This is a genomic window from Georgenia yuyongxinii (genome assembly GCF_006352065.1).
GTDB classification, from domain to species: Bacteria; Actinomycetota; Actinomycetes; order Actinomycetales; family Actinomycetaceae; genus Georgenia; species Georgenia yuyongxinii.
In genome coordinates this window covers 2714364-2727600 of record NZ_CP040915.1, presented here as the reverse complement: position 1 = coordinate 2727600, position 13237 = coordinate 2714364, and the positions used below count along the sequence as shown (strand labels likewise).

General features: G+C 72.3%; 11 protein-coding genes and 3 tRNA genes. 6 read left to right on the top strand and 8 right to left on the bottom strand.

Annotated elements, in window-relative coordinates; translation table 11 throughout:
- Positions 1-87: 87 nt before the first annotated feature.
- The 3 genes from FE374_RS20100 to FE374_RS12510 all read right to left on the bottom strand — a co-directional run bounded on the left by FE374_RS20100 (position 88) and on the right by FE374_RS12510 (position 2954).
- Entirely contained in the window at positions 88-1302 is a 1215-nt protein-coding gene (locus FE374_RS20100) for an MMPL family transporter (protein ID WP_269142070.1), read from the bottom strand.
- Positions 1206-1664, bottom strand: a complete 459-nt coding sequence (locus tag FE374_RS20415) for an MMPL family transporter (RefSeq protein ID WP_269142069.1) — start codon at positions 1662-1664, stop codon at positions 1206-1208. The genes FE374_RS20100 and FE374_RS20415 overlap by 97 nt, the downstream gene beginning before the upstream one ends.
- A gap of 111 nt (positions 1665-1775) precedes the next feature.
- On the bottom strand, positions 1776-2954 hold the full coding sequence (locus FE374_RS12510; protein ID WP_230978290.1) for a MalY/PatB family protein: 1179 nt from the start codon (positions 2952-2954) through the stop codon (positions 1776-1778).
- Between the two features lie 171 nt (positions 2955-3125).
- Here FE374_RS12510 and gltX point away from each other — a divergent pair, with 171 nt between their 5' ends.
- On the top strand, positions 3126-4655 hold the full coding sequence (gene gltX / locus FE374_RS12505) for a glutamate--tRNA ligase (RefSeq protein WP_139929487.1): 1530 nt from the start codon (positions 3126-3128) through the stop codon (positions 4653-4655).
- Between the two features lie 119 nt (positions 4656-4774).
- Here the strand turns inward: gltX and FE374_RS12500 are convergent, their stop codons facing one another.
- Together FE374_RS12500 and FE374_RS12495 are read right to left on the bottom strand one after the other, a co-directional pair.
- Positions 4775-5380: a DinB family protein gene (locus tag FE374_RS12500; RefSeq protein ID WP_139929485.1), complete on the bottom strand. Its 606-nt coding sequence runs from the start codon at positions 5378-5380 to the stop codon at positions 4775-4777.
- Between the two features lie 65 nt (positions 5381-5445).
- The gene (locus FE374_RS12495) at positions 5446-6069 is read right to left on the bottom strand and encodes a hypothetical protein (RefSeq protein WP_139929484.1); all 624 of its coding nucleotides are present in this window, start codon (positions 6067-6069) and stop codon (positions 5446-5448) included.
- 266 nt (positions 6070-6335) lie between these two features.
- Here FE374_RS12495 and FE374_RS12490 point away from each other — a divergent pair.
- The 5 genes from FE374_RS12490 to FE374_RS12470 all read left to right on the top strand — a co-directional run bounded on the left by FE374_RS12490 (position 6336) and on the right by FE374_RS12470 (position 10533).
- Positions 6336-6410 (top strand) — tRNA-Gln (locus FE374_RS12490).
- 48 nt (positions 6411-6458) lie between these two features.
- Positions 6459-6531 (top strand) — tRNA-Glu (locus FE374_RS12485).
- Between the two features lie 181 nt (positions 6532-6712).
- Positions 6713-6785, top strand: a tRNA-Glu gene (locus tag FE374_RS12480).
- Between the two features lie 348 nt (positions 6786-7133).
- Positions 7134-7595, top strand: coding sequence for a hypothetical protein (locus FE374_RS12475; protein WP_139929482.1), 462 nt, complete (start codon positions 7134-7136; stop codon positions 7593-7595).
- A gap of 379 nt (positions 7596-7974) precedes the next feature.
- Positions 7975-10533 carry a LuxR C-terminal-related transcriptional regulator gene (locus FE374_RS12470; protein WP_139929480.1) on the top strand — a complete coding sequence of 853 codons (2559 nt, stop codon included), beginning with the start codon at positions 7975-7977 and terminating at the stop codon, positions 10531-10533.
- 24 nt (positions 10534-10557) lie between these two features.
- Here FE374_RS12470 and FE374_RS12465 read toward each other — a convergent pair whose 3' ends face one another.
- The 3 genes from FE374_RS12465 to FE374_RS12455 all read right to left on the bottom strand — a co-directional run bounded on the left by FE374_RS12465 (position 10558) and on the right by FE374_RS12455 (position 12965).
- Entirely contained in the window at positions 10558-10815 is a 258-nt protein-coding gene (locus FE374_RS12465; RefSeq protein ID WP_139929479.1) for a hypothetical protein, read from the bottom strand.
- A gap of 64 nt (positions 10816-10879) precedes the next feature.
- Positions 10880-11323, bottom strand: coding sequence for a DUF7144 family membrane protein (locus tag FE374_RS12460; RefSeq protein ID WP_139929477.1), 444 nt, complete (start codon positions 11321-11323; stop codon positions 10880-10882).
- Positions 11324-11432: 109 nt separating this feature from the next.
- Positions 11433-12965, bottom strand: a complete 1533-nt coding sequence (locus FE374_RS12455) for an ATP-binding protein (protein WP_139929476.1) — start codon at positions 12963-12965, stop codon at positions 11433-11435.
- Positions 12966-13237: the final 272 nt, after the last annotated feature.

Genomic DNA, 13237 nt, shown 5'->3' with positions numbered 1-13237 from the left:
CCACCGGGACGGCCGCGGCGACCAGGCCCCGTGGCAAGCTCCAGGCCCGTGGGCCGGTACGCCGCGGGCGCGAGGCCGCCGGGTCCGCTACCTGACCACCTGCGCCACCGGCGCGGCGTCCGCCCGCAGGGTCCGCTCCAGCCCGGCACCCTCCACGTCGACGTTCGGCAGCACCCGGTCCAGCCACCGCGGCAGCCACCACGCGCGCTCCCCGAGCAGGGTCAGCACCGCGGGCGTGAGCGTCATCCGCACCAGGAACGCGTCGACGAGGACCCCGAGCGAGAGCCCGAAGCCGATGGGGCGGATCATCGTCAGCTCGGCGAAGATCCCCAGCTGGTACGTGGCGACGATGCCGCCGAACGCGGCCACCACGGTGAGCAGGAAGCCGGCCGAGGCGAGCAGCGGCACCCACACCGAGCGGAACACGAGCAGCAGCAGGATCAGCGACAGGCCCACGACCACGAGGAGGTAGACCGGCAGGGCGGCCGCGAGCTGGGCAGAGATTTCGATGTTGGCCACGGTCTGGCCGGTGTAGCCGATCGTCACCGCGTGCTGCGCCCCGAGGTCCGCGCCTCCGGCGACCAGCTCGTCGACCAGCTCGACGGTGGACTCGTGGGACGGGCCCTCCTGCGGCATCACCTGGAACGCCAGGGTGGAGCCGTCGTCGCTGACACCGAACGGCACCACGAACCGGACATCGTCGGCCGCCTTGAGGTCCTCGGCGATGTCGAGCTGGAGGTCGGTCAGGGCCGCCTCGTCAGTCTGCGGGTCCGCCAGCGTCGCGACGGCGATGATCGGGCCGTTCGCGCCCGCACCGAAGTTGTCCCGGATGAGGTCGAAGGTGGCGTAGGCGGTGGAGCCGGCGGGCTCCTGGCCACCGTCGGGCAGCCCGAGCCGCAGCTGCGGGGTGGGGCTGGCCAGCACGCCGGCGACCACGACCACTGCCGCGATGGCCAGCCACGGGCGGCGAGCCACCCGCGCCGCCCACCCGTGCGCGCCGTCGTGCGTGCGGGTGAGACGGCGGCGCTGCCGAGCCGGCAGCACCCTTTCCCCCATCAGCGACAGCAGCGCCGGGGTCAGGGTCACCGAGGCGAGGACGGCGACGGCGACCGTGCCGGCGGCCACGAGCCCCATCGTGCCAAGGAAGGGGATGCCCGTGATGCCCAGCGCCGCCAGGGCGATGATGACCGTGGCGCCGGCGAAGGTCACCGCGTTGCCGGCGGTGCCGTTGGCCAGCGCGATCGAGTCGCGCGTCGCCATCCCGGCGGCCAGCTGCAGGCGGTGGCGGTTGAGGATGAACAAGGAGTAGTCGATGCCGACCGCGAGGCCGAGCATGAGGGCCAGTGCCGGGTGACGCTGGTCATCTCGACGACCGAGCTCAGCGACATCGCGGCGCCCAGCCCGACGGTGACCCCCACCAGGGCGGTCAGGAGGGGCAGGCCCGCCGCGAGCACGGAGCCGAGCAGGACGAGCAGGACGACGACGGTGACCGCGAGGCCGATCAGCTCGGCGGGGCCGAAGATGCTGGAGATGTCCGAGACGATCTCGGCGCTGTAGTCCACCTGGACGCCATCGGCCGCGAGCGAGTCACCCACCCGCTGCACGGCGGCGGTGACGTCCGGGTCGAGCTGGCCGCCGCTGGACTCGAAGCGGACCTGGGTCATCGCCACGGTGCCGTCCTCGCTGACCTGGCGCAGCCCGGCCGTCAGGTCGGCCAGCCGGCCGCCCTGGTCGAGCTCGGTCTGTCCGGCGGCGAGCTGCTCCTCGGCGAGGCGTCAGCGCGCGGGCGCCCGCCGGGCGGCCAGTGCCGCACCCATCTGCTCGATCGCCTGACGCAAGATGGGCCGCGGGGTGGCGATGACGAGGCGCACGAAGCCGGCGCCCGCCTCGCCACAGCTGGCCCCGTCGGTCAGGGCCACCGCGGCCTCCTGCCGGAAGAACGCGGCAGCCGGCTCCGCCAGGTCCAGGCCGCGCACGTCCAGCCAGGCGATGTAGGTGCCCTCGAGCGGGCTGAGCACCGCCCCGGGCAGGTGCTCGGCGACCAGGTCCGCGAGCAGGTCCCGGTTGCCCTTCAGGTAGTCCACGACGCCGGCGAGCCAGCCGCCGTCGTCGGTGTAGACCTCGGTGGCGGCGCGGGCGCCGAGCAGCCCGACGGTGTCCCCGGCGTCGGCGGCGTACGACGCGAACGCGGTGGCGTCGGCGTCGTTGGACAGGATCATCTGCCCGCACTTCAGGCCCGGGATGTTCCATCCCTTGGAGGCGGCCACGGCGGTCACCGTGTGCGCCGCCGTGCGGGCGTCGAGGGAGGCGTACGGCACGTGCGGGACGTCGTCGAGCACCAGCGGGGCGTGGATCTCGTCGGCGAAGACCCGGCCGCCGCGGGCCTCCACCACCTCGGCTACCGCGAGCAGCTCCTCGCGGGTGAGGACCCGGCCCACCGGGTTCCAGGGGTTGCACAGCAGCAGCAGGCCGGCACCGGCGGCGAACGCCGCGTCGATGCCGTCGAGGTCGAGGCGGTACCGGCCGACGTCGTTGACCAGGCTGGGGACCTCCACCACGTCGCGGCCGGCCGCGAGGGGGACCGTGAGGAACGGCATGTACGCCGGGGTGGGCACGATCACGGCCGAGCCCGGCGCGGAGAAGTGCCGGATGGTCTCACGCAGCACGGACAGCACGTCGGGCAGCAGGTGGACGCGCTCGGCCGGCACCTGCCAGCCGGTGGTGCGGCCCAGCCAGGTGGCCGTCGCCTCCTTGAGCGTGCGGCGCTCGGTGTGCGGGAGGTAGCCGAGCGCCCCGGTGGTGCGCGCCCGGTCCAAGACCCGCACGACCGCGGGCGGCACGCCGAAGTCCATCTCCGCGACGAACGCGCCGATGGCCTCCGGGAAGGCGGTCCACTTCATCCCGCCCGCCGCCCGCAGCTGCTCGATGGTGACCTGGTCGAAGTCCTCGCCCACGTGTGCTCCTTCCGGTGTGCCGACCGTACTCACGGGAGGTGACACCGGGGGCGACGGCGAGGGTCCCGGTCCGAGGGGCGGACACGCGCGCACCCGCTGCGGGTGGTCCGCGGCCCCGGCGCGGTGGGTGGCCGCGGCGCGGTGGGTGGCCGCGACTACGCTGGGCCCATCATGACCGACAACACCGCCTCCGCCGCGCCCGCGGGCTCCGCCGTCCGGGTCCGCTTCTGCCCCTCGCCCACCGGAACCCCGCACGTGGGCCTGATCCGCACCGCCCTGTTCAACTGGGCGCACGCCCGGCACGTGGGCGGCACCTTCGTCTTCCGCATCGAGGACACCGACCCCGAGCGCGACAGCGAGGAGAGCTACCACCAGCTCCTCGACGCGCTGCGCTGGCTGGGCCTGGACTGGGACGAGGGTGTGGAGGTGGGCGGCCCGCACGGCCCCTACCGCCAGTCCCAGCGAATGGACGTCTACCGGGACGTGGCCGCGAAGCTCCTTGAGGGCGGGTACGCCTATGAGTCGTTCTCCACGCCGGAGGAGATCGAGGGCCGCCACCGCGCCGCCGGGCGCGACCCCAAGCTCGGCTACGACGGCTACGACCGCGACCTCACCGACGAGCAGAAGGCCGCCTACCGCACGGAGGGCCGCGAGCCCGTCCTGCGCATGCGCATGCCCGAGGACGACGTCACCTTCACCGACCTCGTCCGCGGTGACGTCACCTTCAAGGCCGGCTCCATCCCGGACTACGTGATCGTCCGCGCCAACGGCTTCCCGCTGTACACGCTGACCAACCCGGTCGACGACGCGCTGATGAACATCACGCACGTGCTGCGCGGGGAGGACCTGCTCTCCTCCACGCCGCGCCAGGTGGTGCTCTACCAGGCCCTGCTCGACCTCGGCCTGGCCGAGGTCATGCCCGTGTTCGGGCACCTGCCGTACGTGATGGGGGAGGGCAACCGGAAGCTCTCCAAGCGCGACCCGGAGTCAAACCTCTTCCTGCACCGCGAGCGTGGCTTCATCCCCGAGGGGCTGCTCAACTACCTGGCCCTCCTCGGCTGGGGCATCTCGCCGGACAACGACATCTTCTCCAAGGAGGAGATGGTCGAGGCGTTCGACGTCGCCCACGTCAACCCCAACCCGGCCCGGTTCGACCTGAAGAAGGCCGAGGCGATCAACGCCACCCACGTGCGCATGCTCTCCCCCGAGGACTTCCGCGGGCGGCTCGTGCCGTACCTGCACGCCGCCGAGCTGGTCTCCGCCGCCACCTACGACGCCCTCACGGCCCGCGAGCAGGAGGTCCTCACCATCGCCGCCCCGCTCGTCCAGGAGCGCGTGACCCTGCTCGGCGAGGCGCCCGGGATGCTGGGCTTCCTCTTCCGGGGCGACGGCGAGCACGTGGTCGAGCCGGACGCGTTCGCCGCACTGCGGCCCGAGGCCGCACAGGTGCTCGACGCCTCCCTGTCCGCCCTCGAGGCGCTGGACGGGTTCGCCGCCGAGGCCACCGAGCAGGCGCTGCGCGCCGCGATCGTCGACGGCCTGGGTATCAAGCCCAAGTTCGCCTTCGCACCGCTGCGCACCGCGGTCACCGGCCGGCGCGTCTCCCCGCCGCTGTTCGAGTCCATGGAGATCCTCGGCCGCGACGCGACCCTGACCCGCCTGCGCGCCCTGCGTGAGCGGCTCGACGGCGCAGACGCCTGATCTAGGCATCGACGACGGCGGCAGGGGCCGCCGTCGTCCGCCTTCCTAGCCGTCCGCCTTCCGCGCACCCCCCCGGGGCGTCCGCGCACCCCCGGGGCGTCTGCGCACCCCCGGGGGCGTCAGCGCACCCCCGGGCTCGGCCGCCACCGGCTCAGGCGGGCCCGGCCGGGCAGCTCGCCGCGACCGGTCTGCCACAGCAGCACCTCCTGCGCGGTGCCCAGCTCGGTGGGGGAGCCCGGGAAGAGCCGCGCGACCACGCCGGCGCACAGGTCCTCGGGCAGGTCCGCGACCTCGTCGTCCAGCGCGGTGAGCACGTCCCAGCCGTGCACGACCACCTCGAGCGCACCGAGCGCGGCGTACCCGGCCGGGTCGGCGTCCCCGTAGGGGTGATAGGCCCGGGACGTGGCCGGCCGGGTCTGCAACGCCGCGGCCAAGAGCTCGCCGCACGCCTCCAGGCTGTCGGCCATGCCCGCCGCGCCGCTGGCCCGGTCGCAGTGCACCAGCTCCTCCCCGCCGGGACCCGCGAGGGGCAGGTAGGCATGCGGGACCTGGCCGGCGACCTGGAGGGCGTAGACGACCAGGTCGTCGAGGACGTGCTCGAGGGTGTGCCAGACCGACCACTTCAGCCCGTGCGCATGACGGTCGTAGTTGACGACGTCCTCTGGCCGGGCCCGCAGCTCCTCCGCCAGCCACTGGGTCGCGTGGCGGACCTCGTCCGGCGTCATGCCCGCGACGCTAGTAGGTGCCGGTGGTGGCGGCCAGGGCGGCACGGTGAGTCTGCCTGCCGGTGTCAGAACTCGGTCGCAGTCGCGCCGAGGAGAGTGGCACTGTCGACGAAAGTCGCCCAGGCGGCCTCGTCCACCGACCCGACCGGGCAGATGTGGACCAGGCCCACGAGGGCGTGGTCGACGGCCGCGGACCGCAGCACCATCCGCAGGTCGGCGGCCTGCGTGCCGACGGCGGAGCGCACGACGACCTCACGGGCAGCCATGCGCCCGGTCGCGGTGGTCAGCGTGGCGTCGCGCCGGTCGATCTCCTCGCCGTCGAGCATGCGGGTGCTCAGGTCGAGTGCCTCTTCGGTGGCCGTGCGGTCGTCCCCGACCGCTGCGGGGAGCGTCGCACGGGTCAGCTGGAGCAGGCACCCGTTCTCCGCGTTGCCCAGCTCGACGACGCCCGGCCCCGGTGGCTCCCCAGAGATCGCGTAGCCGGCGGGGATCCCGTGCTTCCACCGCACCGCGGGCTTGATCGCCTCGGGAGGTGCGGTTGCCTGTGGGGCAGCACCCGTGGGGTGTCGGTCGGACGTGGCAGCCGGCGAGCACGCGGCGAGCGCGGCAGCGGCAGCGAGCGCCAGCACCGCGGCGGCGCGCGCGCCGCCGACGGGGCCGCGGTGGCCAGAAGAGCGCCGGGCGACCATGCTCCGTCCCTCCTTGCAGCGGTCTCATACGCAGTGCACGTTCGGCGGTGGCGCGATCGGCTCCGCCGGGGCCGCCGCCATGCTGGACCCGACGCTACCCCGCACTGGACGATCGCCGTCCGGTGCCTGGATCCGGCTTGAACGTCGCAGGTGAGGTCAGTCACGAAGTGTGGGGCGGGTTTGGTCGAGCCGCTCCGCTCGGGTAATGTCTCACCGCGGTAAGGCGTTCGCCCCGGTGCCCCGGAACAGCGGAGGTCATACCCCCTTGGGGTATGGTGTAATTGGCAGCACGACTGGTTCTGGTCCAGTTAGTCTAGGTTCGAGTCCTGGTACCCCAGCCAAGCGGGACGCGCGCGAGCGCGGACCGCCCGGGCATCGTGAATGCCCACGCCCCCATCGTTTAGTGGCCTAGGACACCGCCCTCTCACGGCGGCGGCGCCGGTTCGAATCCGGCTGGGGGTACCGAATGAAGGCCCGCACCGAGGTGCGGGCCTTCGTCGTGTCCGCATGCACCGTCGACGCACGGGCCGGCCACCTGTGCGTGAGGTCACACTGGGCGGTCGGCTCCTGAGGTCGAGGCGGGACGGAGGCTCTGGTAATCTCTTCCGAGTCGCCCGGAGGTGACGGAGAACAGAACACACAGGCCCCCATCGTTTAGTGGCCTAGGACACCGCCCTCTCACGGCGGCGGCGCCGGTTCGAATCCGGCTGGGGGTACGAGCAAGGGCGCGGCGAACGCCGGCCCGCGCCGGAGGTCCCGGGTCGGGTGACCCGGGACTTTCGTCTTCCTTGGGCGCGAACGGAACGTCGGCTCCCCGGACGGGCCGCGTGATGCGCCGCCTGTCGGCAGGTCACCCCGGCCGGGTGAGGTCGGCCCCGGCGGGACCGGCGAGGGTCGACGCATACGATGCACCGCCCCGACGCGGGAGCTGTGATGAGAGACCTTGTCGGGTGCCACCGGGTCGGCGGGCTCCACAAGCAGGTCGGCGATCGTGGCACCACGCGGACCCGGCTCGTGCCGGTGTGGCACGGGCAAGCCGGCCGCGGACCCCGGGTGGAGGGGGCATGAGTCCGTTCCACCAGCTGCTCGTCTACCGGTTCGGCCGGGGGGCCAGGTTCGAGGGCCAGGTCGTCGGCACGCTCGAGCGTCTCGAGGTGGGCGGCGCGATCCTGGTGCTCGACCTGCTCTTCGTGGGTCGCGACGACTCCGGAGAGCTGTTCGGACTCCTCGCAGGGAGCGGGCGTGCGGGCGGGCTCGTCTCCCGGCTCCTGACCTTCCGGCTCGACCCCGACAAGCGACGGCGCGCCACCCGCGAGGTGCCCACGGACCTGCTCGACGGCCTCGGGAACCGGCTCGCGCCGGGGGAGGCGTTCGTGGTGCTGCTGGTCAGCCACGAGTGGGCGCGGGAGCTCGGGCAGGCCGTGGCGCGGCTGGGCGGCACAGCGCTCCCGAGCGAGTTCGTGGAGCACACGACGCTGACCGACGCCGTCGCACGGATCCTCGACCTCGCCAGGGCGACGCCATGACGGCGACCACGTCCCCTCGGCGGCGCACCGGCAGCATCCTTGACATCGCGAGCACGCTGTTCTTCGATGTTGATGCTGTCCTGAATGTCGGTGAAGTACTAATCCGACAGAAGGGCGCCGGCCTGCCGCCGTTGGCACACTCTGCGTTCATGAGGTGAGGATGAGCGATCCCGATGGGGGCTCGGGCCTGACGTCGCACGTCCCTCCGGCCACGAGCGGGTCGGGGGAGGACGAACATCCGCGTCCGGTGGATCGCGGCCCGCCGCCCGACTCGTCTCTGGCACAGGCGCCTCGGCCAGGAGGCGTCGCCCTCTCGGCGCCACTGACGAAGGTCACCGTTCCGCACCTGGGCACGCAGATACTGCCGCGCGAGCGACTCATGTCCCTTCTCGACGAGGTCGTCCTCGAGCGCCCTGTGACGCTGCTGGCGGCGCCTGTCGGCTTCGGGAAGACCTCGACGCTGGCCCAGTGGTGCGGTCACACCGAGTCTACGGTCGGCTGGATGACGGTCGACGAGTTCGACTCCGACCCGGACCGGTTCTTCCGGCACATCGTCTCCGCCCTACAGGTCGCGTTGCACGTTCGCGGACGGTCTGACGCTGGCCTCCTCCTCGACATCGTCGCTCGTGACGTCATCGGCCCCTGGCCCCAGGCCGCGGGCTGGCCGGACCACTATGACGAGCTGGTGCTCGCCCTGGAGGAGCTCGAGCACCCGCTCGTCCTGGTCCTCGACGACCTCCACCTGCTGACCGGGAGCGAGGCCATGGACATCCTGGCGCGGCTGATGCGCCTCACCCCTGCCGTGTTCCATCTGCTGCTGTCCAGCCGGTCGGATCCAGAGCTACCGCTGAACCGCCTGCGTCTGGCCGGCGACCTGGGAGAGGTACGCGAGCGCGACCTGGCCTTCTCCGGCTCCGAGATCGAGGCGCTCGCCAAGCTTGCCGGTCTGTCGCTCTCGGCCGAGGACGCCGAGTCGCTGCATGCTATTACCGGAGGCTGGCCGGCAGCCGTGCGCATGGGGCTCCTGACGCTGCAGCACGAGCCGGCGCCCGACTTCCGCCTCGCAGGCATGCAGGGGATCGACCTCCCGCTCACCGAGTACCTGACCGAAGAGGTGCTCGCATCCCTGCGGCCGGACCTGGCCCAGTTCATCATGCGTGCCACGATCGGTGACCGGATCGACGCCGGGCTGGCCGACGAGCTGCACGGCGGTCCGGGTGGGGCCGAGCTGCTCGCCGAGGCAGTCCGTCGGGGCGTCTTCCTGACACCAGAGTCAGACGGCGTCGGCGACCTGACCTACCGCTGGCACCCGGTGTTCGCCTCACAGTGCCGACTGATCATGCGCCGCGAGACTCTCCACGCCGCTCATGAGCTCCAGCACACCGCAGCCGGCTACTGGCGCACCCGCGACGGTTTCGAGGCCATCGGAGCCGCCCTCGCGGGCAACGAGCCACAATTGGCGGCGGACATCCTGACCGAGCGATGGCCCGAGATCCTGCTGCGTAACGACGCGCGCGCGCTCCTGGATCTCTGCGACCGGATCGCGGCGCCCTTCGCCGATGACGCGGAGATCCTCAGGCTGCGCGCGGTCGGGGAGTTCCTCGAAGGCCAGCCCAGCTCTCACACCGTGACGCAGGCCCGGGCTGCTGCGAAGGCACTGCCGCCCGAGCGCCGCCGACGGTTCGACCTCGTCGACACGCTCGTGTCGGTGTTCCTGGCTCCGGACCGGCCCGGTCCGGAGGAGGCCATCCGCCGGGGACGCGCGGCGCTGGGGGACGGAGACGATGTGCCGGTGGCGCGTGCCCTCGGCCATCTCCTCGTCGGCGAGACCATGGCACAGCTCCAGCGCGACCCGGTTGGCGCTCTCAGCCACCTCCGGAGAGGGGAGGCCTTGGCGATCGAGCACCGGCTGCCCGCGATGGCGTTCGCCTGCCAGTCCGCCTCGTCCGTCCCGCTGTTCCAGTGCGGTCACTTTGCCGAGGCGCACTCCCTCGCCCGCGAGGCGATCGGGCGGGCGCGCAGGGGTGGCCGGCACTGGGCCAGCCTCGTCGTCCCGGCGTACCTGACCTGCGGTCTCGCCGACTACTGGCGCGACGACCTCGGGGCGGCGACACGCAGTCTCGACCAGGTGGTTCGCCTGGCCCCCGCCCGTCAGGCGGGCTACCGGCTCCATGCGGTGCTCATCCTTACGCTGATCGCCGTCGCGAGCGACGACGCAGCAGCGCTGGAGCGTGCGCAGACGCTCGCCCGTGAGCAGGCCGGGACTCCGTCCACCTACCTGGCAGGGTTCGTCCGGATGGTCGACGCCGTCTCGGCCGACGCCCGCGGCGATCAGGAGCAGGCCCTGGCCCTGGTGCGGGATTTCGGCACGAGTGAGCAGCACCCGCTCGTCAGGCTCTGGGAGGCGGAGACGTACCGGCGCGCCGGAGACGCGCCGCATGCCAGGGCCGCACTAGCCGGGATCCCCGCGAGTCGGCGCATCTCCCACCTCCAGGTGGGGGCTCTGCTCACCGAGACATTGCTGAAGCTCGGCGACGTCGACGCGGCTGAGGCGCACCGCAGCCTGGAGACGGCGCTCGAGGCCGCGAGCCCTGCCCTGATCCGGCGCCCGTTCATCGAGCGAGCCCTCGACCTGCGCGGCCTCCTTTACGACCACCACGCCTGGGGAACGCAGTACGTAGCCCTGGTGGCCGACCTCCTCGCCCGGATGCAGGACCACGGCAACGGCCACCGGAACCGGTCCTACTGGGACCTGACGGACCGCGAGCTGGTCGTCCTCGCCTACCTCCGCTCACCGATGACGACGATCGAGATCGCCGAGGCGCTCTTCGTCTCGTCGAACACCGTCAAGACGCACATGAGGTCGATCTACCGCAAGCTCGGCGCGACCGGCCGCCGCGACGCCGTCCGCATCGCCGTGGAACGCCACACCATCTGAACGTCACACCATCGGCCGGGGCCGTCACGCCGACTTCGTCCGGCCGCCGTTCTGGCTCGTGGAGGGCGAGGGTGGAGCGGGCGACTCGGCAGCGACCTCGTGCACGTACCGCACGGTGAGGCCAAGATCGGCGAGGACGGCGATCATCCCTGTCAGCGCCGCCGCATCTGCAACGGCACAGGTGAGCACGGTCCCGGCCTGCTGGACCCGAGCGGTCACGGTGGCGTAGTCCGCCAGGTCGGACGGATCGACACGGCCGTCGACCCGGATCTCGTAGATCACCGTTCCACCTCGGCCATCTGCCCCTGGAGCCCGACGCCGTCGGGCGGGAACCGTGTCTGCCCGGTCATGTCGACCGGAGCTCCTGACCATGCACCGTCAGGGCATAGACGATGAGAACGTCCAACGCGATCACGATGCTGCTCCACACCGGGTAGGCCGCGATGAACGCGAAGTTGGCCAGTGCGCTCAGGATCGCCAGCACGATCCCGACGACCCGGGCCCAGGTCTGACCCGCGAACAGCGCGATACCGGCGATGAGGACGGCGGCGCCGGCGATGAGGTGGACCCACCCCCAGGTGGTGTAGTCGAGGACCATGAGCCCGTTCGGCCCCACGACGTAGTACTCGTCGTTGAACAGGGCGATGAGGCCCTGGATCGCGTGGAATATCCCGAGCAGGATCATGAGGGTCGCGGCGAAGACCACCCAACCCGTCCAGCCCGTCTCCTGGGGCGTCTGCATGAACTGGTTGGAGGCGCCGGTCTCGGATGCCGGTGCTGTGTAACTCATGTCGGCCCCCTTCTTCGTGTGGAACGTCAGGTCCACTGTGCGAGCAGCGATGACGTGGGGCCTCCCCCAAGCGGGGTGAACCGTGCCAGCGGCGTCGTGGGGTCGACCATCACGGGTCGGGGCGCCGACCAGCGGGGCTCGGGCTGCCGGGGGCCGCGCGGTCGGGAACCGCCCACGTCGCCGGGACGTCGGCGCCGCCCTCCTCGGAGATCCGCTCGCCCATCCGGACGTAGGCCGGCTGCGGCACGATCCGTCCGGCCACCAACGCGTGGCCCATCCGGAAGGCCGTCGCTCCCGCGAACAGCCCGGGCGGTACGAAGGAGAACAACTGGGCGAGGTCGCCGAGGTCCGCGGCCGAGTTCATCCGCATGAGCAGCAGGTTGTCGCACTGGGAGACGACGTTCTCATCGACTTTGTGCGGGCGCTGGGTGGACGTGAGCATGTAGAGGCCGAACTTCCGGCCTTCCGCGGCGATCTGGACCGCATGGTCCGCCGCGATGCGCGTGAGCTCGTCCGGTGGGTCGGCGGGGCAGATGTTGTGCGCCTCGTCGACGACGACCAGGCAGGGCCGGTGGCGGAGCCGCTGCTCCCACAACGTGGCGAGGACGGCGGCGGCGACCAGTCGCTGCTCCTGGGGGGAGCCGAGCGAACCGAGGTCGACGACGAGGCACCGGGCTGTCGGGTGGCGCAGCTCGTCCACCAGTGAGTCGCCCCCGCGACTCCACACGCCCCAGTCGAGGATGCCGAGGTTCTTCGCCCGCCGACCCAGCTGGCGTGCCGCCGGGTCGTCGTGCTCGAGAAGGTCGTCCACTCCGGTGAGCAGCGGCTTGCCGGGAACCTCGCCGTGGAGCAGGTCGGTCAGGGCCGCGTACTCGTCCCGGTCGCGCACGGGTTCCAGCTCCAGGACCGCGGCCTGGAGGGCCGCGTCGAGATCGGCGAAGCGCACGCGGAGCGGGTGGTCGGCAGTGTGGTCGCCCCACACCTTCACGGCGTCCGCCGGGTACGTGGCGACGCGCTCGGGGTCGGCGCCGTCGCGCACTGTGCCGAGCCTGATGTAGTCGGAGTTGGGGTCCAGGACGACGACCGGCAGGTCCGTGCCCGCCAGCACGCTCTCGATCAGCAGGCCCAGGGAGTACGTCTTGCCGGACCCGGACTGCCCGCACATGAAGGTGTGCCGACCGAGGCCGCCGCTGTCGAGGGCGGCGGGGACGCCGGGTGCGTGAAGGAGCTCGCCGATGACGAGCTGGGCACGCTTCGACGGCGTCCGGCTCAGCCAGGCGCCGACCTCCTCGGCCGTCGCCGCGCGGACGTGGGCGTCGTGGAAGGGGCGGCCGGTGTCACCGAGGGTGACGCCGGTGCCGCGCGCGAGGCGGATGTCGATGCCGGCCCCGGTGGCATCGTTGGCAATCTCGGCCTCGGCGGTGAGGTCGGTGACCTGCCCCAGCACGTGCTGGTCCTCGGCCTCGAGGACGACGTAGCCGCCTCGGCGCAGCTGAAGGCCGTGCAGGGACGCCTGGACGGTGAACGCGTACCCGTCCACCGACGTCGCACGCGGCAGGATGCTTCGCTCGACCTGCTCACGCGTCCGCCGGTAGGACTCCAACCGCTCCCGGACGTCGCCCGGGCCCTGGTGCTCGGCCATCGGATCCCCTCGGTCTGACGGTGCCCGGCGGACACACGGGCACCACCGTTCCGACCGAAGGTAGGCGGCGTGTCGCAGGCCCACCTCATCCGGGCCGGATGACGGCCGCTCGGCGTGGGCAGTCCGGGAGACGGGGGCAGCTCCGCGCGTCCCTGGCCGCGGCGGTTCGTGGCCGGCGCGGCGTCCCCAGCTTCCTCCGGTCGACCCCAGGGCTAGAAGCCACCGCGTCATCCGTTGCGGGGGAGGCCCCCCAGCAGGCGGGTCGGTGACAG

What these genes read in the sequence shown, in the direction of transcription:
- FE374_RS20415 (WP_269142069.1), bottom strand. Translation starts at nt 1,664, where the DNA reads ATGACCCAGGTCCGCTTCGAGTCCAGCGGCGGCCAGCTCGACCCGGAC.
- gltX (WP_139929487.1), top strand. Translation starts at nt 3,126, where the DNA reads ATGACCGACAACACCGCCTCCGCCGCGCCCGCGGGCTCCGCCGTCCGG.
- FE374_RS12500 (WP_139929485.1), bottom strand. Translation starts at nt 5,380, where the DNA reads ATGACGCCGGACGAGGTCCGCCACGCGACCCAGTGGCTGGCGGAGGAG.
- FE374_RS12495 (WP_139929484.1), bottom strand. Translation starts at nt 6,069, where the DNA reads ATGGTCGCCCGGCGCTCTTCTGGCCACCGCGGCCCCGTCGGCGGCGCG.
- FE374_RS12475 (WP_139929482.1), top strand. Translation starts at nt 7,134, where the DNA reads ATGAGTCCGTTCCACCAGCTGCTCGTCTACCGGTTCGGCCGGGGGGCC.
- FE374_RS12470 (WP_139929480.1), top strand. Translation starts at nt 7,975, where the DNA reads ATGTCCCTTCTCGACGAGGTCGTCCTCGAGCGCCCTGTGACGCTGCTG.
- FE374_RS12460 (WP_139929477.1), bottom strand. Translation starts at nt 11,323, where the DNA reads ATGAGTTACACAGCACCGGCATCCGAGACCGGCGCCTCCAACCAGTTC.
- FE374_RS12455 (WP_139929476.1), bottom strand. Translation starts at nt 12,965, where the DNA reads ATGGCCGAGCACCAGGGCCCGGGCGACGTCCGGGAGCGGTTGGAGTCC.